Raw genomic sequence first — 26,402 nt, forward strand, 5'->3', positions numbered from 1 at the left:
CAACCCGCCACCCCCGAGGAGGGCTCATGGGGCGTTACCTGGTCCGGCGGCTGCTCCAGATGATCCCCGTGTTCATCGGGACCACTCTGCTGATCTTCCTCATGGTGTACGCGCTCGGGGACCCCGTCGCGGCGCTCTTCGGCGACAAGGCGCCCGACCCGGCCACCGCCGCCCGCATCCGCGCGGACCTCCACCTCGACGAGCCGCTGTGGAAGCAGTACGTCCTCTACATGGGGGCGATCTTCCAGGGTGACTTCGGCACCGCCTTCAACGGGCAGCCGGTCACGGAGCTGATGGCGAGCGCCTTCCCCGTCACCCTGCGCCTGACCGTCGTCGCCGTCGTCATCGAGATCGTCGTCGGCATCACCCTCGGCGTGGTCAGCGGCCTCAAGCGCGGCCGTCCCCTCGACACCGGACTGCTCGTCCTCACCCTCGTCGTGATCTCCGTCCCCACCTTCGTCTCCGGCTACCTCCTGCAGTTCCTCCTCGGCGTCAAATGGGGGTGGATCAGCCCGTCCGTCTCCTCGGAGGCCCGCTTCGACGAGCTGCTCCTGCCCGGCGTGGTGCTCGCCCTCGTCTCCCTCGCCTACGTCACCCGGCTCAGCCGCACCTCCATCGCCGAGAACCTCCGCGCCGACTACGTGCGCACCGCCGTCGCCAAGGGACTGCCGCGCCGCCGGGTCATCACCCGCCACCTGCTGCGCAACTCGCTCATCCCCGTCGTCACCTTCATCGGCGCCGACGTGGGGGCGCTGATGGGGGGCGCCATCGTCACCGAGCGGATCTTCAACATCCACGGCGTCGGCTACCAGCTCTACCAGGGCATCCTGCGCAACAACTCGCCCACCGTCGTCGGCTTCGTGACGATCCTCGTCATCGTCTTCCTGGTGGCGAACCTGCTCGTCGACCTGCTCTACGCGGTCCTGGACCCGAGGATCCGCTATGCCTGAGCCGCAGGAGCCCCATGACCCCCGTGACCCCAAGGACCCCAACGGCATCGGGGAGCCCGGCGGTCCCCACAGCCCCTACCGCCCGTACGACGACCCCCGCGAGGCCGTCGCCCCCACCGGTGCCGGCGGCGCGATGGACCTGGCCATGAGCGAGGCCGAGACACTCGACCGGCGGGAGACCGAACCGACCGGCGAGGAGGGCGTCCCGCCGGGCCCGGGCGGCAGGCCGCGCAGCCTGTGGACCGACGCCTGGCACCAGCTGCGCCGCAACCCCGTCTTCGTCGTCTCCGCGCTGCTCATCGCCTTCCTGCTGCTCGTCGCCGTCTGGCCGCAGCTGCTCACCGACACCGACCCGCTCCGCTGCGACCTGGACCGCTCGCAGGAGGGCTCCGCGCCCGGCCACCCCTTCGGCTTCGACACCCAGGGCTGCGACGTGTACGCCCGCACCGTCCACGGGGCCCGCGCCTCCATCACCGTCGGCGTCGCCGCCACCTTCGGAGCCGCCCTCCTCGGCAGCCTCCTCGGCGGGCTCGCCGGGTTCTTCGGCGGCTGGGGCGACGCCCTGCTCTCCCGTACCGCGGACGTCTTCTTCGGCATCCCCGTCGTCCTCGGCGGCCTCGTCTTCCTCTCCGTCGTCACCAGCACCACGGTGTGGCCCGTCGTCGGCTTCATCGTGCTGCTCGGCTGGCCCCAGATCGCCCGCATCGCCCGCGGCTCGGTGATCACCGCGAAACAGCACGACTACGTCCAGGCGGCCCGCTCCCTGGGCGCCGGCAGCGGCCGGCTGATGCTGCGCCACGTCGCCCCCAACGCCGTGGCCCCGGTCATCGTCGTCGCGACGATCGCGCTGGGCACGTACATCGCCCTGGAGGCGACCCTGTCGTTCCTCGGCGTCGGCCTGCGCCCGCCCACGGTCTCCTGGGGGATCGACATCTCCAACGCCGCTCCGCAGATCCGCAACGCCCCCCACATGCTGCTGTGGCCCGCGGGCGCGCTGAGCGTCACGGTGCTCGCCTTCATCATGCTCGGCGACGCGGTCCGCGACGCCCTCGACCCCAAGCTGCGCTGAGGAGCCGCCGCCATGCTGCTCGAAGTCCGCGACCTCCACGTCGAGTTCCGCACCCGCGAGGGCGTGGCCAAGGCCGTCAACGGCGTCAGCTACGCCGTCGACGAGGGCGAGACCCTCGCCGTGCTCGGCGAGTCAGGATCCGGCAAGTCCGTCACCGCCCAGGCGGTCATGGGCATCCTCGACGTGCCGCCCGGCCGGATCACCGGCGGACGGATCCTCTTCCAGGGACGCGACCTGCTGACCCTCAGGGAGGAGGAGCGCCGCAAGGTCCGCGGCGCCCGGATGGCGATGGTCTTCCAGGACGCGCTGTCCGCCCTCAACCCCGTGCTCACCGTCGGCGACCAGCTCGCCGAGATGTTCACCGTCCACCGCGGCGCGTCGAAGAAGGAGGCTCGCGCCCGGGCCGTCGAGCTGATGGACCGCGTCCGCATCCCCGCCGCGCTCGAACGCGTCGGCCAGTACCCGCACCAGTTCAGCGGCGGCATGCGCCAACGCGTCATGATCGCCATGGCGATGGCCCTGGAACCCGCCCTCATCATCGCCGACGAGCCCACCACCGCCCTCGACGTCACCGTCCAGGCCCAGGTGATGGAGCTGCTCGCGGAGCTCCGGCGGGAGATGCGGATGGGCCTCATCCTCATCACCCACGACCTCGGCGTCGTCGCCGACGTCGCCGACCGCATCGCCGTCATGTACGCCGGCCGGATCGTCGAGACCGCCCCCGTCCACGACCTGTACCGGGCGCCCGCGCACCCCTACACCCGGGGCCTGCTGGACTCCATCCCGCGCCTGGACCAGAAGGGCCGCGAGCTGTACGCGATCCGGGGGCTGCCACCGAGCCTCACCGCCATCCCCTCGGGCTGCCCCTTCCACCCACGCTGCCCCCGGGCCCGCGACGTCTGCCGCACCGACGTCCCCCCGCTGTACGAGGTCTCCGCGGAACGCCGCAGCGCCTGCCACTTCTGGCGGGAGACCCTCCACGAGGAGCCCTCCGGCAAGGAGCCCGCCGATGCCCCACGCTGAGCCGGTCCTGGAGGTCCGGGACCTCGTCAAGCACTACCCCCTCACCCAGGGCGTCCTGTTCCGCAAGCAGGTGGGCGCCGTCAAGGCGGTCGACGGGGTCTCCTTCGAGGTGGGGCAGGGCGAGACCCTCGGCATCGTCGGCGAGTCCGGCTGCGGGAAGTCGACCGTCGCCCGGATGCTCGTCCACCTCGAACGCCCCACCTCCGGCACCATCCGCTACCGGGGCGAGGACATCACCCGGCTGTCGGGCCGCGCGCTGAAGGCCGTGCGGCGCGACATCCAGATGGTCTTCCAGGACCCGTACACCTCCCTCAACCCGCGGATGACGGTCGGCGACATCGTCGGCGAGCCGTACGAGATCCACCCCGAGGCCGCCCCGAAGGGCGACCGCCGGCGCCGGGTGCAGGAGCTGCTGGAGGTCGTCGGCCTCAACCCCGAGCACATCAACCGCTATCCGCACCAGTTCTCCGGCGGACAGCGCCAGCGCATCGGCATCGCCCGCGGCCTCGCCCTGCGGCCCCGGGTCATCGTCGCCGACGAGCCCGTCTCCGCCCTCGACGTCTCCGTCCAGGCGCAGGTCGTCAACCTGCTGGAACGGCTCCAGGACGAGTTCGGACTCAGTTACGTCTTCATCGCGCACGACCTGTCGATCGTCCGGCACATCTCCGACCGGATCGGCGTCATGTACCTCGGCCGCATCGTGGAGACGGGGACCGACAACGAGATCTACGACCACCCCACCCACCCGTACACACAGGCGCTGCTCTCCGCCGTCCCCGTGCCCGACCCGCGGGCGCGGGAGCACCGCGAGCGGATCCTGCTCAGCGGCGACGTGCCGTCCCCGGCCGACCCGCCCTCCGGGTGCCGGTTCCGCACCCGCTGCTGGAAGGCGCGCGAGCGGTGCGCGCTGGAGGTGCCGCTGCTCGCCGTACCGGCCGTGTTCCGGGACGCGGCCACCCCGGCGCGGCACGACTCGGCGTGCCACTTCGCCGAGGAGATGCACGTGGTGCCGGGCGACACGACGGCCCGGGTCGGGGAGGTGGCGCCGCGGGGGGAGGCCCCGCCCGCCCCGCCGGGGCCCGGGGCCGGCGACCCGGGGCCCGTGTAACCGACAGGACACGGCGACGACCCCGTACCGATATACGGACGCGCCACCCTGGTGGGCGTACGGCCGTGCGGGTGCCGTGGACCGGCCGGGGCGCACCACGTCGCCCCGGCCGGTCGCACCCGGGCCCACGGGGGCTCACCCCGCGGGGAGTGCCCGGCGCAGGAAGTCGAGTTGGAGCAGCAGCAGGTTCTCCGCGACCTGTTCCTGCGGCGTCATATGCGTCACGCCCGTCAGCGGGACCACCTCATGGGGGCGGCCCGCCGCGAGCAGGGCCGAGGACAGCCGCAGCGTATGGGCGACGACCACGTTGTCGTCCGCCATCCCATGGATGATCATCATGGGCCGGGCGGGCTCCCGTGGCTCCACGAGCCCGCCGTCCCACACCAGTGAGTTCGCCCGGTAGACCTCCGGCACGTCCTGGGGCATCCCGCCGAGGTACCGCTCGGTGTAGTGGGTGTCGTAGAGCCGGTGGTCCGTCACCGGGGCCCCCACCACGGCGGCGTGGAAGACGTCGGGGCGCCGCAGCACCGCGAGCCCCGCCAGGAAGCCGCCGTAGGACCAGCCCCGGATCGCCACCCGCCCGAGGTCCAGCGGATACCGCCCGGCGAGCCCCCGCAGGGCGGCGACCTGGTCGTCCAGCGCCAGCGTGTGCCGCCCGGCGATGGCCTTCTCCCAGTCGGGCGAGCGCCCCGGCGTGCCCCGTCCGTCCGCGACGACCACCGCGAACCCCTGGTCGGCGAACCACTGGGAGGTCAGGTGCCGGTCGTGCGCCGCCACCACCCGCTGCCCGTGCGGGCCCCCGTACGGGTCCATCAGCACCGGCAGGGGCCCGTCCCCCTCCTCGTACCCGTGCGGCAGCAGCACCGCGCAGGGCACGCGGTGCGGGCCCGACACGGTGAGCGCCAGGCGGGGCGACAGCACGGGCGTCTCGGCGTACGAGGCGACCTCCGCGAGCGGCTCGCCGTCCCGCAGCACCCGCACCCGCGTCCCCGGCCGGTCGGGCAGCGCCGAGGCGAGGACGGTCACCGGGCCGCCGCGCACCGCGCCGTGGACGCCCGGCCCCGCCGAGACCCGTTCGGCGCCCCCGGGGCCCACCCGGTACACATGGATCGCGCCAATTTCCGGGTCGTCCGCCGACGCGCCCGCCGAGGCCGAGACCAGCACGTCACCGTCGCCCACGTCCAGCACCGCCCGCACGTGCAACCGCCCGTCCGTCAGGGGGCGGTCGCCGACGACGAGAACGCGCGCCCCGCCCTCGTCCGCGACCCGCACGAGCCGCCCGTCGGGTGTCCGGGAGGGAACGCCGGAGACAAGTTCCAGCCAACGGCCGTCCTCCTCCCGGTGGACGGCACGGGTCGCCCCGCTGTCCGTGTCGACCTCCAGGTACTCCTGCGTGCGCTGGTCACGGGCCTGTACGAGCAGCAGCGGGGGCCCCGCGGCCGACCAGTGCGCCCGTGCGAGGTACGGGAACCGGCCCCGGTCCCACACGACCTCCGTCCGCGCGCCGTCCGCCACCCCGAGCAGGAACAGGCGCACGTCGGCGTTGTCCGTCCCCGCCGCCGGGTACGCCACGCGCGCCGGCTCGCGCTCCGGGTGCGCGGGGTCGGCGATCCACCACCCCTCCACGGCGGCGTTGTCGACCCGCGCCACGAGCAGCCGGTCGGAGTCCGGCGACCACCAGAAGCCCCGCGAGCGGTCCATCGACTCGGCCGCCACGTGTTCCGCCGTCCCGTAGGCCACGTGCTCGCCCTCGGGCTCGGCGAGCGCCCGGTCCGCCCCGTCGCCGTCCTCGACCGGGACCACCCGCAGCGCCCCGTCCGACACGTACGCCACGAGCCGGCCGTCCGGCGACGGCCGCGGGTCGAGCACCGGCCCGCGCGCGGGCAGCGGGCGCGTCGTCCCGGCCCGCAGCTCGGCGACGTACAACCGCCCGGACAGGGCGAACGCCGCCAACTCGACCGCCGCGTCGACCGCGTAGCCGACCACGCCCCGCGCCACCTCACGGCTGCGCTCCCGGCGCGTGCGCTCCTGCGCCGACAGCCGCTCACCGGCCCCGCCCAGCAACTCCCGCGGGTCGGCGGCGACCCGCTCGCGCACCTCCCCGCCGGCCAGGTCCAGGACGTACAGCCGGTGCGCCGGCTCCGTCCCCGAGGGCGAACGCAGGAAGACGACCCGGGAACCGTCGGGTGACACGGTGAACGACCGTGGTGCTCCCAGGGCGTAGCGCCGGGTCCGCGCGTACTGGCGGGGGAACGAGCTCTGCTGCCGCGAGGTCATGTGACCGAAACTAGCGGCTGTGCGCCCCCCAATGCTGCCGTGCACCGATCGATGCGTACGAACGGAAAGTTATGATCCGTAGCGCAAGGTGGGTAAGTACCTCCTGGCACATGCGCGCTGCCCGTTCCGACCGACACGTATGGAGGTGAACCGCCGTGGCACTCTCGATTTCGGCGGTGGTGCTGCTGGCGATCGTCGTCTTCCTGCTCATCCGGAAATCGGGTCTGAAGGCCGGGCATGCGGTCGTGTGCATGCTGCTGGGCTTCTACCTGGCGAGTTCCTCCATCGCCCCCACCGTCAGCCAGCTGACCACCAGCGTCGCCGGCATGATCGGGAACCTCAAGTTCTAGCGAGCGCACCTCCCCGGGGTCCCTCGCCGGACCTCGTAGGGTGTCCGTATGACGGATCTCCCCGCCCGTCGTCTGCTCCTGGTGCACGCGCACCCCGACGACGAGTCGATCAACAACGGCGCCACCATGGCCAGGTACGCGGCCGAAGGCGCCCAGGTCACGCTCGTGACCTGCACACGCGGCGAGGAGGGCGAGGTCGTCCCGCCCTCCCTCGCCCACCTCGCACCCGACCGCGACGACCGCCTCGGGCCGCACCGCGTCGGTGAACTCGCCGCCGCGATGAGGGAGCTGGGCGTCACCGACCACCGCTTCCTCGGCGGCCCCGGGCGCTTCCGCGACTCCGGGATGATGGGCGTCCCGCAGAACCACCGCGAGGGCTCCTTCTACGGCACCCCCGTCGACGAGGCGGCCGCCCACCTGGTCGACATCGTCCGGGAGGTCCGCCCGCAGGTCCTGGTGACCTACGACCCCGACGGCGGGTACGGCCACCCCGACCACATCCAGGCCCACCGCGTCGCCGTCCGCGCCGCCGAACTGGCCGCCGACCCCGCGTACCGCCCCGACGCCGGCACCCCGCACGCCATCGCGAAGGTCTACTGGAACCGCGTGCCGCGCTCGGTCGCCGAGGAGGGCTTCGCCGCCCTGCGCGCCGCGACCGGCGTGACGTTCCCCGGCATCGCGGACATCGGCGACGTCCCGGGCGTGGTCGACGACGCGCTGGTCACCACGGAGATCGACGGCACGGCGTACGCGGACCGGAAGATCGCCGCCCTGTGTGCCCACGCCACACAAATCAGTGTGCAGGACAGGTTCTTCGCCCTCTCCAACCACCTGGGGCAGCCCGTCTTCGTCCGTGAGTACTACCAGTTGGTCCACGGCCCGTCCGGTGCGCCGGACGGGGAGCGCGAGACCGACCTCTTCGCGGGGGTGGAGGCGTGAGCACCGCGACGAAGGCCGCCGTCCACGCCGTCCTCGTCGTCCTCGGTGTCCTCGTCGGGCTGGCAGGGGCGCTGGTCCAGGGCGCCTTCCTCCCCGGCGGGTTGCTGCTCGCCCTCCTGGCCGGCGCCGCGCTGTTCCACGGGGGTCTGCGGGCGGCCGGCGGGCAGGCGGGCGTCATGACGTCCGGCCTCGGCTGGCTCGCGGCGGTCGTGGCGGTCGGTTTCGGCCGCGGCGAGGGGGACAAGGTCTTCTGGGGCGGCCTCGCCGACCTGGTGTTCGTCCTCGGCGGCATGGCGCTCGCTGTGATGTGCGCCACTTACTCCACTCTCCCCCAACAGCGCGGCCGCGCACGGGCACTTGACAGGTGACCTGCCCGAACTTGGGCGGCAATGCCCGGTGATGTTCCCCTGGTCGCGGGTGGTTCCGTGACCGCGGCCAGTATGGTGGTGCGCGCCGCCGGGCGCCCGTGGGTGTGAGAGCGGGCGGCGGAGCCAACCGGGAGAGCCTGCTTTGAGCCGTGAAACTGACACCTCGTCCTCCGGGCCCCAGGGGCGTGGCGGAGCCGCCTACCCCTCGGGGACCCCGCCGTACGGGTCGCCCCAGTACCAGGAGGCGTCCGGGTCCGGCGCGCCCGCGCAGCCCGAGGAGAAGAAGACCGAGACGACGCTGACGACCCGCATCCGGATCAACATCCCCGGATCGCGGCCCATCCCGCCGGTCGTCGTCCGCAAGCCCGTCGCCGCCGAGGACCAGGAGGCGGCCGAGGGCGAGCCGCAGCCGGAGCGCCCCGCCGAGCGCACGGCGGCGACGCCCCGCCCCGAGGTGGCGGAACCCGAACCGGCGGCGCCGCAGGAGTCCACCAGCGCCTGGTTCGCCCCGCGCAGGCCCCCGGCCGCCGCGCCGCAGGCCGCGGCGCCCAGGAACGCGCCGCGGCCGCCCGCAGCGGGCGGCCCCGCCCGCGACGGCGGTACGGGCACCCCCGCCTTCGGCACGCCGGCCTTCGGCACCCCCGCGGCGGGCACGCCCGCGGTCGGCGGCGGTGCCCCCGCACGCGCCGGGGCCAACGGCTCGGGGTACGCCGCGACGGCGGGAGCCCCGCCGCGCCAGGGCGGCCCCGCGCGGCGCGACCCCTCCTCCCCGGACGGCGGGAGTGGCGGTACCGGACACCCGGGCACGCCCGCCACGCCGTACTTCTCGGACGGGCCCGAGCCGCCCTCCGGCCCGACGACGGGTCCGGCGCCGGGCACGGTCGAGGTGCCGCCCGCCGCCGACGGCGGCCCCGTGGGCGCGTTCTCCGACGACACCGCGATCCTCACCCCGCAGCAGCCCCACCCCGGACCGGCGCCCACGCAGGTCTCCGGTGCGACGCTCACCAGCGGCATCCCCGTGGCCCCCCAGGACCACCACGAGGCGCCGTCGCCGTTCCCGATGTCGGGCCCGGCCCGCGCGGCGGACGACCCCGCCGGCCCGGACGCGTTCGACGCGTACCCGCCGGCCCTCGACGAGCCCGCGCCGCAGGCCCCCGCGCCGACCCCACCGCCGGCCACGCGCGCGGCGCCCGCGCCGAAGAAGAAGGGCCGCTCCAAGCTGGTCCTCCTCGGCGTCGCCACGGTCACCCTGGCCGGCCTCGCCTACGGCGCCGGGCTGCTCCTCAACCAGGCCGACGTGCCGAAGGGCACCACGGTCCTCGGCGTCGACATCGGCGGCTCGACGAAGGAGGAGGCCGTCCGCAAGCTCGACGCCGCCCTCGGCGGGCGCGCCACCACGCCGCTGAAGCTCGACGTGGGCGGCACGGACCGGAGCCTCGCCCCCGACAAGGCCGGCCTGTCCCTCGACAGCCAGGCCACCGTCCGGGCGGCCGCGGGCAGCGACTACAACCCCGTGTCGGTGATCGGCTCGCTCTTCGGCGTCGAACGCGTCGCGCAGCCGGTCATCCCCGTGGACGAGGAGAAGCTCGGCGTCGCCCTGAGCGACCTGGCCGGCGGCTCCGGCTCGGTCGCCGAGGGCACCGTCAAGTTCGCCCCCGGCAAGGTCGTCCCCGTCCCCGGCAGGGCCGGCACGGCCCTGGACGTCCAGCGGTCCATGCTCTTCGTCAAGGACGCGTACCGGGCGCAGGTCGAGACGGGCAAGCCGAACGTCGTCGAACTCCCCGTCGCGACCCGCGAACCGACGATCAAGCAGGAGGAGATCGACCGGGCCGTGGCGGAGTTCGCCGAGCCCGCCATGTCCGACCTGGTCACCATCCGCGCGGGCGGCCGGGAGATCCAGTTCGGCCCGCAGCGGTCGCTGCCGCAGATCCTCTCCATGAAGCCGGTCGACGGGAAGCTCGTCCCGTACTACGACAAGGAGGCCATCAACCGCCTCCTGGACGGCGTCTTCGACGGCGTGATGATCACGAAGGGCGACGGCAAGAAGCACCAGCTGTCCGCCGACGACGTGGCCAGCGCCATGCAGAAGGCGCTCATGGGCAAGAACCGGGCGGAGCGCACGGTCACCATCGAGCTCGACCCGCAGGGCTGACCCGGCGCCCGGGGCGTCCGGGCGCCGGCGTTCAGTTCAGCCGCGCCCGGGCGGCCCGCGCGTGGGCGCGCAGGGTGGCGGCCGTGGTCGGCTCGACCGCGTCGACGACCTCCGCGTACGCCTCGATCTCCGCCGCGCCCGCCGCGAACTCGCCCCGCCGCACGAGCAGCTGGGCGCGCTCGTAGCGCAGCCGCGCCGGGTGGGAGGGGAGCAGCAGGGCCAGCTCCACCGCCCACAGGGCCACGTCGGAGCGCTCGGGGCGCCCGGCGGCCCAGGCGCGGATGTTGTTCAGGACGCGCAGGACGACGTCGAGCGGGTCGGCGGGCGTCAGCATCGACGGCCGCAGCGGCTCCCCGGTGGCGCCGGCCACGAGCAGTTCCGCGTCGGCGCCGGTCAGCAGTCGGCCCCCGGCGAAGGGGTCGGCCAGCACCTGCTCCTGCGGGTCCCCGAAGCCGACGACGAAGTGGCCGGGCAGGGCGACCCCGTACACGTGGGCGCCGGCGCGCCGGGCGACCTCCGCCCACACCACCGACAGCAGGATCGGCAGGCCCCGGCGCCGCCGCAGCACGTGGTGGAGGAGCGAAGACTCCAGGTGCCGGTAGTCGGCGGGGGTGCCGTGGAAGCCGCACCGGGTGCCGAGCAGCGCGGCGAGCGCCGCCGCCCAGGCGCGCGGGGACTTCGGCCCGTACGGCAGGAGCCCGGCGAGGCGGTCCAGTTCGATCTCGGCGGCGTCCAGCTCCGGCTGTCCCAGCTCCGGCTCCGCCTCGGCGCCGATCAGCAGACAGAGCGCGGCCAGGTCGGGCCGCTCCTCGCGCGCCTCCCGCGCGAACCGCGTCCGCCACCGGTCCGCCTCCGGCCGGTCGTGCGCGCCGCTCACGCGCCGGCCCGGTCCGGGCGGAAGTGGTGGTAGCGGTGGTGGAGCGCGAAGCCCATGCCGTCGTAGAGGGCGCGGGCCGCGGTGTTGTCCTCCTCCACCTGGAGCCAGGCCGCGGAGGCGCCCTGGGCGAGGGCGCGGGCGGCGAGCGCCGCCATGACGGCCGTGGCCAGGCCCCCGCGCCGCCGCGCCGGGTCGACCTCGACGGCGGAGAAGCCCGCCCACCGGCCGTCGACCACGCACCGCCCGATCGCCGCCGGGGCCCCCTCCTCGCCGGCTACGGACGCGAACCACACCGACGGGCCGCCGGACAGCACCCGCAGCACGTGCGGGCCGGGCTCGCCGACCCGCTGGTAGCGGCGCAGCCAGGCCGCGTCGGGGGTCCGGGCCAGGACCACCCGGGTCGTGTCGGCGGTCAGGTCCGCGACGGGCGCCAGCCCCGCGACCCGCACCTCGGCCGTGACCTCCCGCCGCCAGCCCCGCTCCTGCAGGGCGGCGCACAGCGTCTCCTGGGTGCCCTCGGCCCCGGTGGCGGCCTGGACGTACGGGGTCAGCCCGCGCTCGCCGTACCAGGCCACGACACGCGCGAGGGCGTCGTCGAGCGGTACGCCGGGAGCGCCGAGGGGGAGCACCGAATTGGCCCGGCGGGTGAAGCCGCGCGCGGCGCGCAGCGTCCACTCTCCGAGTGGCTCGGCCTCCTCCGGCGGCCAGGACCGGGCCTGCACGCGCGCGAGCTCGGCGAAGCCCGCGGCGGGGCCCCGTCTGCGGGCGGGCGCGGCGGGCACGACCTTGCCCGCGACCAGCGAGGATTCCGCGATCCGGACGCTCTCACCGGTCCGCCGTGTGATCAGCAACACACCGTCGTCCCAGGATGTGAGAACCCCGACGGTGTCGGTGAACGTCTCCGGTCCCGACGCGGGGTCCCCCAACCGGCGGACAGACACCCGTTTACCCACGTCAGATGGTGTGATCTGGACTTCAAGGCGTCCGCCCGCAGTGAACTCCACAGTTCTGTCCGCCCCTCCTGTTCGGTTCGTCTCCAAGAACGGAGATACTAGGTGCGGGCATCGACGACGCCGCGCTCCCGCGCAGAGCCAGCCCTACCAAGGAGGAACGACAGCGTGACCTACGTCATCGCGCAGCCTTGTGTCGACGTCAAGGACAAGGCGTGCATCGAGGAGTGCCCCGTCGACTGCATCTACGAGGGCAAGCGGTCCTTGTACATCCATCCGGACGAATGCGTCGACTGCGGGGCCTGTGAGCCGGTCTGCCCGGTCGAGGCGATCTTCTACGAGGACGACACCCCGGAGGAGTGGAAGGACTACTACAAGGCGAACGTCGAGTTCTTCGACGAGCTCGGCTCGCCCGGTGGTGCCTCGAAGCTCGGTCTGATCGAGCGTGACCACCCCTTCATCGCCGCCCTGCCGCCGCAGAACGGCTGATCGCTCCATCCATCACCGCCCGGTCCCGTACGGTCCTTCCGCTGTACGGGACCGCGGCGTTTGTGCCCGCCGCCCGCACGAGAAAGTGAGCACCGTGTCCGCAGTCTCCTCCCGCCTACCCGTGTTCCCGTGGGACAAGCTGGAGCCGTACAAGAAGACGGCCGCGGCCCACCCCGACGGCATCGTCGACCTGTCCGTCGGGACCCCCGTGGACCCCGTGCCCGAGCTGGTGCAGCGGGCCCTGGTCGAGGCGGCCGACTCGCCCGGCTACCCGACGGTCTGGGGCACCGCCGCCCTGCGCGACGCGCTCGCCGGCTGGTGCGAGCGGCGGCTCGGCGCCCGCGCGGTCGCGCACACCGAGGTCCTGCCGGTCGTCGGCTCCAAGGAGCTGGTGGCCTGGCTGCCGACCCAGCTGGGCCTGGGCCCCGGCGACCGCGTCGCCTACCCGCGGCTGGCCTACCCGACGTACGAGGTCGGCGCGCGCCTGGCGGGGGCCACCCCGGTGGTCTACGACGACCCGACGGAGCTCGACCCGGCCGGGCTGAAGCTGCTGTGGCTCAACTCGCCGTCCAACCCCACGGGCCGGGTCCTCGGGAAGGACGAGCTGACCCGGATCGTCGCCTGGGCGCGGGAGCACGGCGTCCTGCTGCTGAGCGACGAGTGCTACCTGGAGCTGGGCTGGGAGGGCGACCCGGTCTCCGTCCTGCACGAGGACGTCTGCGGCGGCTCGTACGAGGGGATCGTCGCCGTCCACTCCCTGTCGAAGCGGTCCAACCTCGCCGGGTACCGCGCCGCGTTCGTCGCCGGTGACGCGGCGGTCCTCGGCGAACTGCTGCGGATCCGCAAGCACGCCGGGATGATGGTGCCCGCGCCGGTGCAGGCGGCGACGGTCGCGGCGCTCGGCGACGACGCGCACGTGCGCGAGCAGCGCGCGCGGTACGCGGAGCGCAGGACGGCGCTGCGGACGGCGCTGGTCTCCCACGGCTTCCGCATCGAGCACAGCGAGGCGAGCCTCTACCTGTGGGCCACGCGCGACGAGCCGTGCTGGGACACCGTCGGGTACCTGGCGGAGCTCGGCGTCCTGGTGGCGCCCGGCGACTTCTACGGCGTGGCGGGGGAGCGGTTCGTGCGCGTCGCGCTCACGGCAACGGACGAGCGCGTCGCGGCGGCGGTCAAGCGCCTCGGCTGACGGCCGCAGCCCCGCGCCCGAGGGACGCGGCCGGCCGGACGCACGCGAGGGCCACGGGCGGTCGGTGCGGGCCCGTGAGGCCCGGGCGACCGGCGGTGGGCCCGTGGGGCCCGGGGCGGTCGGTCGGCGGACGTGAGCGAGGGCCCGGGGGGCGTGTCTCCCCGGGCCCTCGCAGTGGGGCGGGCCGGCCGCTCGGAGTGGCGGTCAGCCGGGTGGGTGGATCAGCCGGGTGGGTGGGATCAGCTGAGCGGGGTGCCGGCCGGCAGGCCGCCCAGGAGGCCGCCGCCGAGCTCGCCGGTGGGCAGGCCGCCCTTGGTGGCGCCGCCCGCGGCGTCCTTGGCGGTACCGGCGGTGTCGCCCGCGACGTCGCGGACACCGCGCGTCACCTCCCCGCCGGCCTTCCGGGCGAGCGGGGCGGCCGCGCGGGTGGTCTTCCCGACGGCCTTGCCCGCGGTCGGGACGGCGTCGGAGCCCGCGTCGCCCGCCACGCCGGTGGTGCCCTGCGCGGTGGAGTCGACCGTGTCGGTGACCGTGGCCGTGTCGAGGGCGGAGACGCCGCCGGCGAGGTCGGTGTTCTTCGGGAGGTCCACGGCGCTCGCGGAGCCGGCCGCACCGACCACGGAGGCCGCTCCCGCTGCGGTCAGCAGCGCGGCACTGGCGATCCGGCGGGTCAGGGGGAGGGACATGATGCTCCTTCGACGGGGGAGGGTCGTGTCGGCGGTGATGCCGGTCCGACGATCGGACGCTGTGACAACCGCCGGGGGCCGGGGGGAGGTTGCGGTGGCCCGGGGTAAAGAGTTGGTAACGCGCCCGGTGGGGCGCCCCCTTCGAACGGGGCCGGGCGCAGGGCGCGCGGGGCGCGTGCAGAACCGTCACTCCGCGCCCCTTCCCGGGGAAACGCCCCGGAGGGGCCCGCCGGCAGGGCCCTTCACCCGAGCCGCCCGCGCCGTACCCGCCGCCGCGCGACGTGGCCCCGACGGGTGACGCGCCGGACGGCTGATCGAAGGGTGGGCGAGGGTGGCGTGATTACCCTGTGATCAGGGTCGATTACCATGCGCTGCGCCCAGCGGTGCGCGCTCCGCCGTCCCCGTACGACCACGCTCGCGGTGCTCGGCGCTCACCGGACTCGCGGCGCTCACCGGGCTCGACCGGGCTCGGGGTGCCCGCCGGGCCCGCCCGCGCCCGCCGGGCCCGCCCGCGCTCACCGAGCGAGGCGGACGACGACCTCACCCCTGTGCGGCGGTGTACCGGGCGGGGCCGTGCGCCACCCCTGCGCCGCGTCCCGCGCGCTCCACACCCGGCCCGCGTACGCCACCTCCGCGACGCCCAGGGACTCCGCCCGGGCCACCGCCCACTGCGCCAGCTCCCAGCCGCGCCGCGTGCCCCCGCCGGTCGCGCCCTCCGGCCCGACGGCGCCGGCGCCCTCCGTCGGAACGGGAAGCGTCACGGTCCGTGCGTCATTCCCCGGTGCGCCGCCCCCCGGACCCGTGGTGCCCGGACCGGTGGTGGCCCCGCCGGGTGTCCCCGGTGTGCCGCCGCCCTTGCCGTCCGCGGTGTCGCCCGACGTCCCGCCGAGCACGCCCGCGCCGAACGCCCGCACCAGCTCGCCGCGCACCCGCGCCGGGTCACCGGTCCTCGGGCCCTGCGCCGGGGCGCAGTTCAGCGACGCCGCCGAACGGCCGGTCAGCGCCGCCGCCAGCAGCGCGGCGTCCGGCTCGTGCTTGGCGTACGCCTGGGGGAAGCCGCTGCGCTGGACGCGCTGCGCGGCGACCGTCAGCGGCAGCCGCGAGTACCCCGGCACCTCGGCGAGGCGGTCGTAGAAGATCCCCGCCGAGTACACCGGGTCCATGATCTGGCCGGCCGTGCCCCACCCCTGCGAGGGGCGCTGCTGGAACAGGCCCAGCGAATCGCGGTCCCCGTAGTCGATGTTGCGCAGTGCCGACTCCTGGAGCGCGGTCGCCAGCGCGATCGTCACCGCCCGCTCGGGCATGCCGCGGGTGGTCCCCACGGCGGAGATCGTCGCGGCGTTCGCCGCCTGCTCCGGGCTCAGACTGTACGTGTGGCTCCCCGTGCCCACCGTGCACCCGGGGGAGCCGTCGCCACTCGTCCCGCACCGCAGCGCCACGTACCCCACGACGGCCAGCAGGACGGCGAACGACGCCGCGACCCGGGAACGACGGCCACCGCGGCGGGCGGGCGGGGGAGGGACGGCGGAATCGGACACGCAGCCAACCGTACTAGGGAGCGGGATAGGGTCGGTCACATGCCCGACTCCACGCCTGAGGCGTCCTCGCACCCTGCTCTGGACCTCACCCTGGACGGCGCCGCGCTGACCGCCGCCCTGGTCGACTTCCCCTCCGTCAGCGGCACGGAGAAACCCCTGGCGGACGCGATCGAGGAGGCGCTGCGGACCCTCCCGCACCTCACCGTCGACCGGTACGGGAACAACGTCGTCGCCCGCACCGCCCTGGGCCGCGCCGAGCGCGTCGTCCTCGCCGGCCACATCGACACCGTGCCGATCGCCGACAACGTCCCCTCCCGGCTGGACGGGGACGGCGTCCTGTGGGGCTGCGGCACCTCCGACATGAAGTCGGGCGTAGCGGTCCAGCTCCGCATCGCGGCGACCGTCCCCGCCCCCAACCGCGACCTCACGTTCGTCTTCTACGACAACGAGGAGGTCGCCGCGCACCTCAACGGCCTCGGACACGTGGCGGACGCCCACCCGGAGTGGCTGGAGGGCGACTTCGCCGTCCTGCTGGAGCCGTCCGACGCCCAGGTCGAGGGCGGCTGCCAGGGCACCCTGCGCGTCCACCTCAAGCTGACGGGCGAGCGCGCCCACTCGGCCCGCTCCTGGATGGGCTCCAACGCCGTCCACGCCGCCGCCCCCGTCCTGGCCCGCCTCGCCGCCTACGAGCCGCGCCGCCCGGTCATCGACGGCCTGGAGTACCACGAGGGGCTCAACGCCGTCGGCATCTCCGGCGGCGTCGCCACCAACGTCATCCCCGACGAGTGCACGGTCGTCGTCAACTTCCGCTACGCCCCCGACCGCACCATGCGGGAGGCCGAGGAGCACGTGCGGGAGGTCTTCGCCGACTGCGGGGTCGCCGAGTTCGTCGTCGACGACCACACCGGCGGCGCCCTCCCCGGCCTGTCCCACCCGGCGGCCGCGGCGTTCATGGCGGCGGTCGGCGGCACCGCCAAGCCCAAGTTCGGCTGGACCGACGTCGCCCGGTTCAGCGCCCTGGGCGTGCCCGCGGTCAACTACGGACCCGGCGACCCGATCTACGCGCACAAGCGGGACGAGCACGTCGCCGTCGACCGGATCGCCCACTGCGAGCGCCGGCTGTACGACTGGCTCACCGCCTGACCACCGCGATCCCGACCACCGTAATTTCGCCGTTCGTCACCCTCCCCGCCCTACGCTGACCTCAGCAAGCGATGTTCAGCGGAGGGAGCAGATCATGGGGAACCCCGAGGCCGAGGGTGTACGCGCCGAGCAGCGGCTGGGGCCGGTGCTCCGCCGCAGGGACCAGGTCCAGCCCGGCACCGCCGATCAGCGGCTGCTGGACACGGCGGGCGAATCGGACTGGGTCCACACCGACCCGTGGCGGGTCATGCGGATCCAGTCCGAGTTCGTCGAGGGCTTCGGCGCGCTGGCCGAACTGCCCAACGCCATCAGCGTCTTCGGCTCGGCGCGCACCCCGGCCGGCACACCGGAGTACGAGGCCGGCGAGCGGCTCGGCAAGGCCCTCGTCGAGGCCGGCTTCGCGGTCATCACGGGCGGCGGCCCCGGCGCGATGGAGGCCGCCAACAAGGGCGCGCGGGAGGCGAACGGCATCTCGGTCGGCCTGGGCATCGAGCTCCCCTTCGAGCAGGGCCTCAACCCGCACGTCGACATCGGCGTGAACTTCCGCTACTTCTTCGTGCGGAAGACGATGTTCGTGAAGTACGCCCAGGGCTTCGTCGTCCTCCCCGGTGGCCTCGGCACGCTCGACGAGCTCTTCGAGGCGCTGACCCTGGTCCAGACGCGGAAGGTCACCCGGTTCCCGATCGTCCTCTTCGGCACCGCGTACTGGTCGGGCCTGGTGGACTGGCTGCGCGACACCGTCATCGCGCAGGGCAAGGCCGCGGAGCGCGACCTGCTGCTCTTCCACCTGACGGACGACGTCGAGGAGGCGGTGGCCCTGGTCAGCAAGGAGACCGGCCGCTGAGCACGGCGGGCGGGGCGGCGGGGGCGCGCGCCCGGCGCACCCCCGCCCCGCCCGGCCCGGCCCGGCTCGGCGCGCCAGTCCGACCCGGGCTCGACCCGCCAGGCCGGCCCGGGCTCGCTGCCCGGCCCGGCTCGGCGCCGCGGCTTGGCGCCGTTGGTCCGTCCGGCTCCGGCTCGGCGCCGTCCGCGCTGCGGCGGCGCCGTCAGGCCAGGCCGCGCCGGGCGACCGCGGGCTCGCGGTGCCCCGCGATGGACGCCACCATGTCCAGGACCTGCCGCGTCTCGGCGACCTCGTGCACCCGGTACACCTGCGCCCCCAGCCACGCCGAGACCGCCGTCGTCGCCAGCGTGCCGACGAGCCGCTCCTTCACCGGCCGGTCCAGGGTCTCCCCGACGAAGTCCTTGTTGGAGAGCGACACGAGCACCGGCCAGCCCGTCGCGACCATCTCCCCGAGCCGCCGCGTGGCCTCCAGCGAGTGCCGGGTGTTCTTGCCGAAGTCGTGCCCCGGGTCGATCAGCACCGACTCGCGCGGCACGCCCAGTGCCACGGCCCGCTCGGCCAGGCCGACCGTCACCCGCAGGATGTCCGCCATCACGTCGTCGTAACCGACGCGGTGCGGCCGGGTCCGCGGTAGCGCACCGCCCGCGTGCGTGCACACCAGCCCCGCCCCGTACCGCGCGGCGACCTCGGCGAGCTTCGGGTCGACGCCGCCCCACGCGTCGTTCAGCAGGTCCGCGCCCGCCTCGCAGACGGCCTCGCCCACCTCGTGCCGCCAGGTGTCGACGCTGATCACCACGTCCGGGTGGCGCCGCCGCACCTCCGCCACGAAGCCGACCGTGCGCCGCGCCTCCTCCTCGGCGTCGACCTCCTCGCCGGGGCCCGCCTTCACCCCGCCGACGTCGACGATCGCGGCGCCCTCGGCGACCGCCTGCTCGACCCGGGCGAGCGCCGGCTCGTCGCGGAAGGTGGCGCCCTGGTCGTAGAAGGAGTCGGGGGTCCGGTTCACGATGGCCATGACCACCGGCTCGTGCGCGTCGAATTCGCGTCGTCCCAGGCGCAGCATCCCGTAAGTCCTCCTCGCATGACGTCCCTGCGACCCTAACGGCAGCGACCGCGTGGCACGATCGGCACCGGACGTTCTACGCTCCATGGTTTCCGGCCCCGGGAGAGGCGCACTGTGTTCTGGTTCTTGGCTGTAGCGATGGTCGTCGTCGTGGCCGCGGTGACCCTCGCGGTGGTCGGCGGCGCGGAGAACGAGGTGCTGCCCGAGGCGCCGCCCGAGCACCTCGTCGACCCGCTCCCGCCGACCAGGCCCGTCAGCCGCGCCGACATCGAGGCGCTGCGACTGCCGATGGCGGCCCGCGGGTACCGCATGCTCGACGTCGACGAGGTCCTCGACCGGCTGGCAGCCGAACTCGCCGAGCGCGACGCGCGCATCGCCGAGCTGGAGTCCGCGCTCGCCGGCGCCCAGGCCACCGCCGCCGGGCGGACGGACCTCTTCGACGAGCAGCCGCCGCGCCGCGACGCGGCGGAGGACGAGCGGTGACCGGCGGCGCCGTACCGGGCCCGGACGGGGCACCGCGCTGCCCGTGGGGCCTGTCGACGCCCGACTACCTCCGGTACCACGACGAGGAGTGGGGGCGCCCGGTCCACGGGGACGACGCGCTGTTCGAACGCCTCTGCCTGGAGGCGTTCCAGTCCGGTCTGTCGTGGCTGACGATCCTGCGCCGCCGGGAGGGCTTCCGGCGGGCGTTCGCCGGCTTCGCCGTCGAGGCGGTCGCCGCGTTCACGGACGAGGACCGGGAACGGCTCCTCGCCGACGAGGGGATCATCCGCAACCGCGCCAAGGTCGACGCGACCCTCGCCAACGCGCGCGTGCTCGCCGGGTGGGCCCCCGGCGAGCTGGACGCGCTGATCTGGTCCCACGCCCCGGACCCGGCCGCCCGCCCGGTGCCGCTCACCCTGGCGGACGTCCCGGCGGTCACGCCCGAGTCGACCGCGCTGGCGAAGGCCCTGAAGGCGCGGGGCCTGCGGTTCGTCGGCCCCACCACGGCGTACGCCCTGATGCAGGCGTGCGGGCTGGTCGACGACCACCTGGCCGACTGCACCGCCCGCACCACCCACCTGCCGGCGCCTGCCCGCCCGGGGGACGCCCGCCGGGAGGCGGCGCACCCGGGGGGCGCGGACCCGGAGGCGGCCGGCCGGCGGGAGGCGGACCCGGAGGCGGCGGGCCCGGACGCGGCGCGCCCGGACGCGGCGCGCCCGGACGCGGCGCGCCCGGGAGGTGTCCGCTAGCGGCCCACGTACTGGGGCCTGCGCTTGGCGAGGAAGGCGTCCACCGCGATCCGGTGGTCCTCGGAGGCGCCCGCCCGGGTCTGCAGCTCGTCCTCCTTCTCCAGGGTCTCGGCGAGGGTGTGGCCGGCCCCGTACGCCATGGACGCCTTGATCGCGGCGTACGCGACCGTGGGCCCCTCGGCGAGCGCGCGGGCCGCCGCCAGCGCCTCCGCGGCCAGTTCGGCGGCCGGTACCAGCCGGCTGACCAGGCCCAGGTCGTACGCCTCCTGGGCCGAGAGCGTGCGCGGGAAGAGCATCAGGTCGGCGGCGCGGCTCGGCCCGACCAGCCGCGGCAGCGTCCACGACATGCCGGAGTCGGCGGTGAGCGCCACCCCCGCGAACGAGGTGTTGAACGTCGCCGTCTCCGCGACGACCCGGTGGTCCGCCGCCAGCGCGAAGCCGAAGCCCGCACCCGCCGCGACGCCGTTCACCCCGGCCACCACGGGCTTCGGCATGCCGGTGATCGCCCGCACGATGGGGTTGTAGTGCTCCCGGACCGTGCGCATGGCCTCGCCGCCGGCCAGCGACTCGACGTGCTCCTTGAGGTCCTGCCCCACGCAGAACGCCCGCCCCGTGGCGGTCAGCAGCACCGCGCGCACGGCCGGGTCCGCGCCCGCCGCCTCCAGGGCGTCCCGCAGCGCGACCTTCGCCTCGGTGTTCATCGCGTTCATCGCGTCCGGCCGGTTGATGGTGACGGTCGCGAGCCCGTCGCTCACCTCGTACAGCACGGTGTCGGCCATGGCAGGTCCCCTTTGCGGCTCGGACGGCGTTGTCACGCCCAGCATGGCGGAGATCATCCGGCTCCGACATGTGACCTGCGTCAAACCGTGGCACTCCGGGCCAGGGCGGCCGGGGGCGAAGTATCGCAGGCGGATCCCCGATATGAGGGGTTTTGCGCGAGCGCGTTGCCCAAGCGATGCGGCCCTATGTTGGTCATCGGGTGTCACCATGCGGGATAATGACCTGGAAGCAATGTGTTCGACGCCGGTACGTGCCCTTCCATGGGGTCCGCGCGGCTGATCGATGAGCTGGTTCTAGGAAGGGGAACGAGCATGGCGGCCATGAAGCCGCGGACGGGTGACGGCCCGCTCGAGGTGACCAAGGAGGGGCGGGGCATCGTCATGCGCGTTCCGCTCGAAGGCGGCGGTCGGCTTGTCGTCGAGCTGACCCCGGATGAGGCCGTGGCCCTCGGCGAGGAGCTGAAGAAGGTCACGAGCTGAGGCCAACGCCCCACGTCCTTCCCGATCGCCCCGGCCGGTGCACGTCACCGCGCCGGGGCGATCGTGCGTCCGCCGGCCCCCACGACGCGCCCGAGGGCGCGCCGCCGGGGGCCGTGGTGTTCCGGTGAGGGGCGCGGGCCGGGGAGAGGCGCGGGCCGGGGAGGGGCGCGAGCCGGGGAGGGAGGCCCGGGGGCTTCCCGTACGGGCGGCGACGTCCATGGGGGCGGGTGCGGGGCGGCCGCGGGGTGGGGCCGGCCCGGCGTACGGCGGTCAGCCGCGGGGCGGGGAGGGCCAGCCGCGCGAGGGGCCCTCAGCCGCGGGACGGGACGGTCAGTGGCAGGGGGACGGTCAGCCGCGGCGTACGGCGCAGAGCAGGCCGTCGCCCACCGGCAGCAGTGAGGGCAGCAGCTCCTCGCTCTCCCGTACCGTACGCAGCAGCTCCCGCAGCGACAGCACCTCGGCCGGCTGGAGGCCGGAGTCGACCGTGCGGCCGTCCGCGAAGACGCCCTCGAAGCACACGAGCCCTCCCGGCCGCAGCAGCCGCAACGATTCAGCGAGGTACAGCAGGTACTCGGTGCGGTCGCCGTCGCAGAAGACGAGGTCGTAACCGCCGTCCGCCAGCCGGGGCAGCACGTCCAGGGCCCGGCCCGGGATGAACCGCGCCCGGTTGCCGGCGAAGCCCGCCGCGCGGAACGCCTGCCGCGCGAACTGCTGCCGCTCCGGCTCCGGGTCCACGGTGGTCAGCACCCCGTCCGGCCGCATGCCGAGCAGCAGGTAGATCCCTGAGACGCCGGTCCCGGTGCCGATCTCGGCGACGGCCTTGGCGTCCGCCGTGGCGGCGAGCAGCCGCAGCGCGGCGCCGGTGCCGGGGGACACCGACGGCAGCCCTGCCTCCCGGGCCTGGTCGCGGGCCCAGCGCAGCGGTTCGTCCTCGGCGGCGAAGGCGTCGGCGAAGGCCCAGCTCGTCTGCCGGTTGGCGGTAATGACCCTCTCCTGTTCCCGTAGTTGGCAACGGTGACTGTAGCCGCTCGTGGTCGGGAACCCGCAGATGGGACCAGGCGTTGGGAAGGGGTGGGGACGGCCGGCAGGACCAAGGGCCGAAGTCGGCCCCAAATGTTCGTAAAGATTCTTATCCGGAGCTAACGGGCGAGGTGGCTATGGTAGGGGCTCCGCTGGACACCACCAGAGCCGACAGGGGAGGTGCGGCTGCGCCTGTGGATCGGGGAGCAGTGCTGCGGTTGCGGCGCCTTCTCAGGTCGGCGGGTGAGCCGAAATCCGTGACCGACACCGCTGACAGCACCCGCGCCGCCACCGAGACCGCAGCCACGACGGCGACCTTCGCACCGGATGCGGAATCGCAGGCGTGGGCTCCGCCCAGCTGGGAGGAGATCGTCAGCACGCACAGCGGCCGCGTGTACCGCCTCGCCTACCGCCTGACCGGTAACCAGCACGACGCCGAGGACCTCACCCAGGAGGTCTTCGTCCGTGTCTTCCGGTCCCTGTCGACGTACACCCCCGGCACGTTCGAGGGCTGGCTGCACCGCATCACCACGAACCTCTTCCTCGACATGGTGCGGCGCAAGCAGCGCATCCGCTTCGACGCCCTCGGCGACGACGCCGCGGAGCGCCTGCCCAGCCGCGAGCCCTCTCCCCAGCAGGTCTTCCACGACACGCACTTCGACGCCGACGTCCAGCAGGCGCTGGACACGCTCGCGCCGGAGTTCCGCGCGGCCGTGGTGCTCTGCGACATCGAGGGCCTGTCGTACGAGGAGATCGCCGCGACGCTCGGCGTGAAGCTCGGCACCGTCCGCAGCCGCATCCACCGTGGCCGGTCGCACCTGCGCAAGGCCCTCAAGCACCGGTCCCCGGAAGCGCGGGCCGAGCAGCGCGTCGTCGTCGATCGGCGTGCGTTCGTCGCCGTGGGCGGGGAGGGCGGAGCCGCGTGAGTGGCACACGTCCGACCCCAGCGGAGCACCACCTGGGGGACCGTCTCGCCGCGCTGATCGACGGGGAGCTGGGCCACGACGCCCGCGAGCGCGTCCTCGCGCACCTCGCGACCTGCGCCAAGTGCCGTGCCGAGGCCGACGCCCAGCGCCGGGTGAAGAGCCTCTTCGCCGAATCCGCGCCGCCGCCACCACCGGCGGGCCTGCTCGCCCGCCTCCAGGGCCTGCCCGGAGGCGCGGACGGCGGGTCGCCGTTCGGCGGCCCCCTCGGCGTCGACCGGCTCGGTGGCGACCCGCGCGGGCCGCTGCCCACCGAGGAGTCGGGCCCCTCCGGTCCGGGCCTGTTCGCGGTGCGGCCGGGTGGCTTCGGCTATGTCCCGGCGGACGACCACCACGTCCCCGCCCCGGCCCGTTCGGGCTTCCGCATCCACGAGGCCAGCCGGCCGGAGGCCGAGCGCTCCCCGTGGCGCGGCCGGAGGTTCGCCTTCGCCGCCGCCAGCGCCGTGTCGTTCGCGGCGATCGCCCTGGGTGGCGCCGCCCCGACGGTCACCGTCGTCGACGCGCGCGGCGAGGGCTCCGGGAACAGCGTGACGCCGCTGCGCTCCTCCTCCGCCGGTCAGCCGACCGCGACGGGCGAGGGCAACCGCCGTCGCGCCGCTGCCGGCGCGGGCGCCGGACGCTCGGTCGACCGTCCCGGTACGGCCCTGCTGCCGGGCGGGCAGGTCCAGGCCCGGCATCCGGCGGCGCCGCCGTTCCTCCACACGGCGACCCCGCTGTTCGCGTCGAACGGCGTGTTCCCGATAGGCGTGGCGGGCCCCGCTCATCCGCCCTCCCCGAAACGCCTGGCGCCTCCGGTGCCGTGAGGGGCGCCCCGGGGGACCTGGTTGAATCCATGGTCCGGGGCGCCCGAGGGGCGCTGACTCGTGAGTGGCGGGGAGAGCATGGACGACGGGACGCCGACGCAGCCGAAGCCGAAGTGGTGGAGCCGTTCCACCCTCCCCGCCGCGCCCACGCCGGACCCCTCCCCGGCTCCGGGCCCCTCCGCCGCCGCCCCCGAAGACACGGCCCCGGCCGCGACGGCGGCCCCGGCCGCGACGGCGGCCCCGGCCGCGACGGCGGGTCCGGCCGCGACAGCGAGGGGCGGGTACGCCGTGGAGCCGGCCACCCCCGACGGCCAGGTCACCGCCGCGACCCCGGCCGCGGGCGAGGCACCCGGGATCGAGAGGCCCACCGCACAAGCGACCCGGGTCGGGACGCCCGCGGCGCAGGCGCCCGGAACCGAGCCGACCGAGGGTGGGACGGCCTCCGGGGCGGCACCCCGGCCCGCGGACCCCCAAACGACCGGCACCACCGGCAGCGGCACCCACCCCACCGACACCGCCCCGCAGGACGCCCCGGGAGCCCCGTACGAGACGGCGGCTTCCGCCCCCGTCCCGGCGGCCCCCGCCTCCGCCCCCGCCCCGCCCACGGCCACCCCCGTGGAGGGCGCGGGCGGCGGGGACGGCGTCGCGCCCGTACGTCTGGGGCCGCTGCACGCCCCGGACGAGTACCGGACGCCGCCCTACGGCGAGCCCGGCCCGTGGGCCCCCGCCCCGCCCGTCCAGCGCCCCGTACCACCCGCGCCCCCCGTCCCGGGCCCGGCACCGTCCCACGCGCCCGCGCAGCCCACCCCCGCCCCGCCGGCCGCCCCTGCCCACGCCCACGCCACCGCCCCGGCCGCGGCCCCTGGGCAGTGGGCGCAGTACGACCCGTGGAGCAGCCCGGCCGGCCCGCCGCAACCCCTGGCCGTCAGCCCCGCCGGGGCGTGGCCGCGGCGCCGGCCGCGGCGCGGGCTCGCCCTCGTGGGCGCGCTCGTCTTCGCCCTGCTCACCGGTGTCATCGGCGGTGCCGTCGGCGCGTACGTCGAGCGCAACGGCGGACTGAACCCCGTCGAGCTGCCCCAGGCCGGCGCCGCTCCCGGCGACCGCGCCCCGGACAGCGTCGCCGGCATCGCCGCCCGCGCCCTGCCGAGCGTGGTCACCCTCCACGTCAGCGGCGGCGGCGAGCAGGGCACCGGGACGGGCTTCGTCCTCGACCGGCGCGGTCACATCCTCACCAACCACCACGTCGTGGACGCCGCCGACGGCGCCGGGGACATCAGCGTCACCTTCAGCGGTGGCGAGACCGCCCGCGCCACCCTCGTCGGCGGCGACAGCGGCTACGACCTGGCCGTCGTCCGCGTCACCGGTGTGTCGAACCTGGCGCCGCTGCAGCTCGGCGACTCCGACGGCGTCCGCGTCGGCGACCCCGTCGTCGCCATCGGCGCCCCCTTCGACCTGCGGAACACGGTCACGTCCGGCATCATCAGCGCCAAGGGGCGGCCCATCACGGCGGGCGGCGAGAAGGGCGACGGCGGCGACGTCAGCTACGTCGACGCACTCCAGACCGACGCCCCCATAAACCCGGGCAACTCCGGCGGCCCGCTGCTCGACGCCCAGGCCCGCGTCATCGGCGTCAACAGCGCCATCCGCGCCGCCGACAGCGGCTCCGCGCTCGGAGGCGGCCAGTCCGGCTCGATCGGCCTCGGCTTCGCCATCCCGATCAACCAGGGCCGGCGCGTCGCCGAGGAGCTCATCAACACCGGCAAGGCCACGCATCCCGTGATCGGCGTCAGCCTCGACATGAAGTTCGCCGGCGACGGCGCCCGGGTCGCCGACAAGGCCCAGGGCGGTACGGCCTCCGTCACCGCGGGCGGCCCCGCGGCCGACGCGGGCGTCCGGGCCGGTGACGTCATCACCGAGGTCGACGGCGAGCGGGTGCACAGCGGCGAGGAGCTCATCGTCAAGATCCGCGCCCACCGCCCCGGCGACGAGCTCCGCCTCACCGTGGAACGAGACGGGCGGGAACAGGAGAAAACGCTCACGCTCGGCTCATCGGCCGACAACTGAACGGCTGAACGGCTGAACGTCCGAGG

At 75.0% G+C, this 26,402-nt stretch carries 25 protein-coding genes and 1 pseudogene; 18 read left to right on the forward strand and 8 right to left on the reverse strand.

Features of this window, described 5'->3' with window-relative positions:
* Positions 1 to 26: 26 nt before the first annotated feature.
* The 4 genes from NRO40_RS19515 to NRO40_RS19530 are packed head-to-tail and all read left to right on the forward strand — an operon-like array spanning position 27 to position 4,150.
* The gene (locus tag NRO40_RS19515) at positions 27 to 950 is read left to right on the forward strand and encodes an ABC transporter permease (RefSeq protein WP_058940603.1); all 924 of its coding nucleotides are present in this window, start codon (positions 27 to 29) and stop codon (positions 948 to 950) included.
* Positions 943 to 2,019, forward strand: coding sequence for an ABC transporter permease (locus NRO40_RS19520; protein WP_408057028.1), 1,077 nt, complete (start codon positions 943 to 945; stop codon positions 2,017 to 2,019). Before NRO40_RS19515 ends, NRO40_RS19520 begins: the two co-directional genes overlap by 8 nt.
* Positions 2,020 to 2,031: 12 nt before the next feature.
* Complete coding sequence (locus tag NRO40_RS19525; protein WP_058940604.1) at positions 2,032 to 3,042, forward strand: ABC transporter ATP-binding protein; 1,011 nt, start codon at positions 2,032 to 2,034, stop codon at positions 3,040 to 3,042.
* A complete protein-coding gene (locus NRO40_RS19530; protein ID WP_058940605.1) occupies positions 3,029 to 4,150 on the forward strand; it encodes an ABC transporter ATP-binding protein in 1,122 nt (373 codons plus the stop codon). The genes NRO40_RS19525 and NRO40_RS19530 overlap by 14 nt, the downstream gene beginning before the upstream one ends.
* 135 nt (positions 4,151 to 4,285) lie before the next feature.
* On the opposite strand, the gene NRO40_RS19535 is transcribed toward NRO40_RS19530, so the two are convergent.
* Positions 4,286 to 6,427: a prolyl oligopeptidase family serine peptidase gene (locus NRO40_RS19535; RefSeq protein ID WP_058940606.1), complete on the reverse strand. Its 2,142-nt coding sequence runs from the start codon at positions 6,425 to 6,427 to the stop codon at positions 4,286 to 4,288.
* Positions 6,428 to 6,582: 155 nt separating this feature from the next.
* On the opposite strand from NRO40_RS19535, the gene NRO40_RS19540 reads away from it, so the two are divergent.
* From NRO40_RS19540 to NRO40_RS19555, 4 genes are all read left to right on the forward strand, one after another.
* The gene (locus NRO40_RS19540; RefSeq protein ID WP_058940607.1) at positions 6,583 to 6,777 is read left to right on the forward strand and encodes a hypothetical protein; all 195 of its coding nucleotides are present in this window, start codon (positions 6,583 to 6,585) and stop codon (positions 6,775 to 6,777) included.
* A gap of 48 nt (positions 6,778 to 6,825) precedes the next feature.
* Positions 6,826 to 7,716 carry an N-acetyl-1-D-myo-inositol-2-amino-2-deoxy-alpha-D-glucopyranoside deacetylase gene (gene mshB, locus NRO40_RS19545; protein WP_058940608.1) on the forward strand — a complete coding sequence of 297 codons (891 nt, stop codon included), beginning with the start codon at positions 6,826 to 6,828 and terminating at the stop codon, positions 7,714 to 7,716.
* Positions 7,713 to 8,084, forward strand: coding sequence for a DUF6113 family protein (locus tag NRO40_RS19550; protein WP_058940609.1), 372 nt, complete (start codon positions 7,713 to 7,715; stop codon positions 8,082 to 8,084). Before mshB ends, NRO40_RS19550 begins: the two co-directional genes overlap by 4 nt.
* A gap of 142 nt (positions 8,085 to 8,226) precedes the next feature.
* Positions 8,227 to 10,236 carry a hypothetical protein gene (locus NRO40_RS19555; RefSeq protein ID WP_058940610.1) on the forward strand — a complete coding sequence of 670 codons (2,010 nt, stop codon included), beginning with the start codon at positions 8,227 to 8,229 and terminating at the stop codon, positions 10,234 to 10,236.
* A 31-nt stretch (positions 10,237 to 10,267) separates the two neighbouring features.
* Here NRO40_RS19555 and NRO40_RS19560 read toward each other — a convergent pair whose 3' ends face one another.
* Both NRO40_RS19560 and NRO40_RS19565 read right to left on the reverse strand, forming a co-directional pair.
* Positions 10,268 to 11,113: a transglutaminase family protein gene (locus NRO40_RS19560; protein ID WP_058940611.1), complete on the reverse strand. Its 846-nt coding sequence runs from the start codon at positions 11,111 to 11,113 to the stop codon at positions 10,268 to 10,270.
* Complete coding sequence (locus NRO40_RS19565; protein WP_058940612.1) at positions 11,110 to 12,117, reverse strand: GNAT family N-acetyltransferase; 1,008 nt, start codon at positions 12,115 to 12,117, stop codon at positions 11,110 to 11,112. The genes NRO40_RS19560 and NRO40_RS19565 overlap by 4 nt, the downstream gene beginning before the upstream one ends.
* A gap of 114 nt (positions 12,118 to 12,231) precedes the next feature.
* Here NRO40_RS19565 and fdxA point away from each other — a divergent pair, with 114 nt between their 5' ends.
* Together fdxA and NRO40_RS19575 are read left to right on the forward strand one after the other, a co-directional pair.
* Positions 12,232 to 12,552: a ferredoxin gene (gene fdxA, locus NRO40_RS19570; protein ID WP_058940613.1), complete on the forward strand. Its 321-nt coding sequence runs from the start codon at positions 12,232 to 12,234 to the stop codon at positions 12,550 to 12,552.
* A 94-nt stretch (positions 12,553 to 12,646) separates the two neighbouring features.
* Positions 12,647 to 13,741, forward strand: a complete 1,095-nt coding sequence (locus NRO40_RS19575) for a bifunctional succinyldiaminopimelate transaminase/glutamate-prephenate aminotransferase (protein WP_058940687.1) — start codon at positions 12,647 to 12,649, stop codon at positions 13,739 to 13,741.
* 239 nt (positions 13,742 to 13,980) lie between these two features.
* Here NRO40_RS19575 and NRO40_RS19580 read toward each other — a convergent pair whose 3' ends face one another.
* Positions 13,981 to 14,427 (reverse strand): hypothetical protein, encoded by a 447-nt coding sequence (locus NRO40_RS19580; RefSeq protein WP_058940614.1) that lies wholly within the window; start codon positions 14,425 to 14,427, stop codon positions 13,981 to 13,983.
* A gap of 515 nt (positions 14,428 to 14,942) precedes the next feature.
* Complete coding sequence (locus NRO40_RS19585) at positions 14,943 to 15,965, reverse strand: hypothetical protein (RefSeq protein ID WP_107114997.1); 1,023 nt, start codon at positions 15,963 to 15,965, stop codon at positions 14,943 to 14,945.
* Positions 15,966 to 16,004: 39 nt separating this feature from the next.
* Between NRO40_RS19585 and dapE the strand changes: the two genes are divergently transcribed.
* Both dapE and NRO40_RS19595 read left to right on the forward strand, forming a co-directional pair.
* Positions 16,005 to 17,108 (forward strand): succinyl-diaminopimelate desuccinylase, encoded by a 1,104-nt coding sequence (dapE, locus tag NRO40_RS19590; RefSeq protein WP_058940615.1) that lies wholly within the window; start codon positions 16,005 to 16,007, stop codon positions 17,106 to 17,108.
* A gap of 94 nt (positions 17,109 to 17,202) precedes the next feature.
* On the forward strand, positions 17,203 to 17,952 hold the full coding sequence (locus NRO40_RS19595; protein WP_058940616.1) for an LOG family protein: 750 nt from the start codon (positions 17,203 to 17,205) through the stop codon (positions 17,950 to 17,952).
* Positions 17,953 to 18,154: 202 nt separating this feature from the next.
* Here NRO40_RS19595 and folP read toward each other — a convergent pair whose 3' ends face one another.
* Positions 18,155 to 19,015 (reverse strand): dihydropteroate synthase, encoded by an 861-nt coding sequence (gene folP / locus NRO40_RS19600; protein WP_058940617.1) that lies wholly within the window; start codon positions 19,013 to 19,015, stop codon positions 18,155 to 18,157.
* Positions 19,016 to 19,141: 126 nt separating this feature from the next.
* Between folP and NRO40_RS19605 the strand changes: the two genes are divergently transcribed.
* Together NRO40_RS19605 and NRO40_RS19610 are read left to right on the forward strand one after the other, a co-directional pair.
* Positions 19,142 to 19,498: a DivIVA domain-containing protein gene (locus NRO40_RS19605; RefSeq protein WP_408057029.1), complete on the forward strand. Its 357-nt coding sequence runs from the start codon at positions 19,142 to 19,144 to the stop codon at positions 19,496 to 19,498.
* Positions 19,495 to 20,070, forward strand: a pseudogene (locus NRO40_RS19610) (DNA-3-methyladenine glycosylase I); the annotation flags it as partial. The gene NRO40_RS19605 and the pseudogene NRO40_RS19610, both read left to right, overlap by 4 nt.
* Before the next feature lie 173 nt (positions 20,071 to 20,243).
* On the opposite strand, the gene chcB reads toward NRO40_RS19610, so the two are convergent.
* The gene (gene chcB, locus NRO40_RS19615; protein WP_058940619.1) at positions 20,244 to 21,026 is read right to left on the reverse strand and encodes a 2-cyclohexenylcarbonyl CoA isomerase; all 783 of its coding nucleotides are present in this window, start codon (positions 21,024 to 21,026) and stop codon (positions 20,244 to 20,246) included.
* A 312-nt stretch (positions 21,027 to 21,338) separates the two neighbouring features.
* On the opposite strand from chcB, the gene NRO40_RS19620 reads away from it, so the two are divergent.
* A complete protein-coding gene (locus NRO40_RS19620) occupies positions 21,339 to 21,506 on the forward strand; it encodes a DUF3117 domain-containing protein (RefSeq protein WP_010474836.1) in 168 nt (55 codons plus the stop codon).
* Between the two features lie 348 nt (positions 21,507 to 21,854).
* Here NRO40_RS19620 and NRO40_RS19625 read toward each other — a convergent pair whose 3' ends face one another.
* Positions 21,855 to 22,556 (reverse strand): O-methyltransferase, encoded by a 702-nt coding sequence (locus NRO40_RS19625; protein WP_079046825.1) that lies wholly within the window; start codon positions 22,554 to 22,556, stop codon positions 21,855 to 21,857.
* Positions 22,557 to 22,663: 107 nt separating this feature from the next.
* On the opposite strand from NRO40_RS19625, the gene sigE reads away from it, so the two are divergent.
* The 3 genes from sigE (at position 22,664) to NRO40_RS19640 (ending at position 26,376) form a co-directional block, all read left to right on the forward strand.
* Entirely contained in the window at positions 22,664 to 23,452 is a 789-nt protein-coding gene (gene sigE, locus NRO40_RS19630) for an RNA polymerase sigma factor SigE (RefSeq protein WP_079046815.1), read from the forward strand.
* On the forward strand, positions 23,449 to 24,312 hold the full coding sequence (locus NRO40_RS19635; RefSeq protein WP_058940622.1) for a zf-HC2 domain-containing protein: 864 nt from the start codon (positions 23,449 to 23,451) through the stop codon (positions 24,310 to 24,312). The genes sigE and NRO40_RS19635 overlap by 4 nt, the downstream gene beginning before the upstream one ends.
* Positions 24,313 to 24,390: 78 nt before the next feature.
* A complete protein-coding gene (locus tag NRO40_RS19640) occupies positions 24,391 to 26,376 on the forward strand; it encodes a S1C family serine protease (RefSeq protein ID WP_058940623.1) in 1,986 nt (661 codons plus the stop codon).
* Positions 26,377 to 26,402 lie beyond the last annotated feature (26 nt).

It is taken from the genome of Streptomyces changanensis (assembly GCF_024600715.1).
Taxonomy (GTDB): Bacteria; Actinomycetota; Actinomycetes; order Streptomycetales; family Streptomycetaceae; genus Streptomyces; species Streptomyces changanensis.

What these genes read in the sequence shown, in the direction of transcription:
- NRO40_RS19525 (WP_058940604.1), top strand. Translation starts at nt 2,032, where the DNA reads ATGCTGCTCGAAGTCCGCGACCTCCACGTCGAGTTCCGCACCCGCGAG.
- NRO40_RS19535 (WP_058940606.1), bottom strand. Translation starts at nt 6,427, where the DNA reads ATGACCTCGCGGCAGCAGAGCTCGTTCCCCCGCCAGTACGCGCGGACC.
- mshB (WP_058940608.1), top strand. Translation starts at nt 6,826, where the DNA reads ATGACGGATCTCCCCGCCCGTCGTCTGCTCCTGGTGCACGCGCACCCC.
- NRO40_RS19520 (WP_408057028.1), top strand. Translation starts at nt 943, where the DNA reads ATGCCTGAGCCGCAGGAGCCCCATGACCCCCGTGACCCCAAGGACCCC.
- sigE (WP_079046815.1), top strand. Translation starts at nt 22,664, where the DNA reads ATGGTAGGGGCTCCGCTGGACACCACCAGAGCCGACAGGGGAGGTGCG.
- NRO40_RS19530 (WP_058940605.1), top strand. Translation starts at nt 3,029, where the DNA reads ATGCCCCACGCTGAGCCGGTCCTGGAGGTCCGGGACCTCGTCAAGCAC.
- dapE (WP_058940615.1), top strand. Translation starts at nt 16,005, where the DNA reads ATGCCCGACTCCACGCCTGAGGCGTCCTCGCACCCTGCTCTGGACCTC.
- folP (WP_058940617.1), bottom strand. Translation starts at nt 19,015, where the DNA reads ATGCTGCGCCTGGGACGACGCGAATTCGACGCGCACGAGCCGGTGGTC.
- NRO40_RS19640 (WP_058940623.1), top strand. Translation starts at nt 24,391, where the DNA reads ATGGACGACGGGACGCCGACGCAGCCGAAGCCGAAGTGGTGGAGCCGT.
- NRO40_RS19595 (WP_058940616.1), top strand. Translation starts at nt 17,203, where the DNA reads ATGGGGAACCCCGAGGCCGAGGGTGTACGCGCCGAGCAGCGGCTGGGG.
- NRO40_RS19580 (WP_058940614.1), bottom strand. Translation starts at nt 14,427, where the DNA reads ATGTCCCTCCCCCTGACCCGCCGGATCGCCAGTGCCGCGCTGCTGACC.
- chcB (WP_058940619.1), bottom strand. Translation starts at nt 21,026, where the DNA reads ATGGCCGACACCGTGCTGTACGAGGTGAGCGACGGGCTCGCGACCGTC.
- NRO40_RS19515 (WP_058940603.1), top strand. Translation starts at nt 27, where the DNA reads ATGGGGCGTTACCTGGTCCGGCGGCTGCTCCAGATGATCCCCGTGTTC.
- NRO40_RS19620 (WP_010474836.1), top strand. Translation starts at nt 21,339, where the DNA reads ATGGCGGCCATGAAGCCGCGGACGGGTGACGGCCCGCTCGAGGTGACC.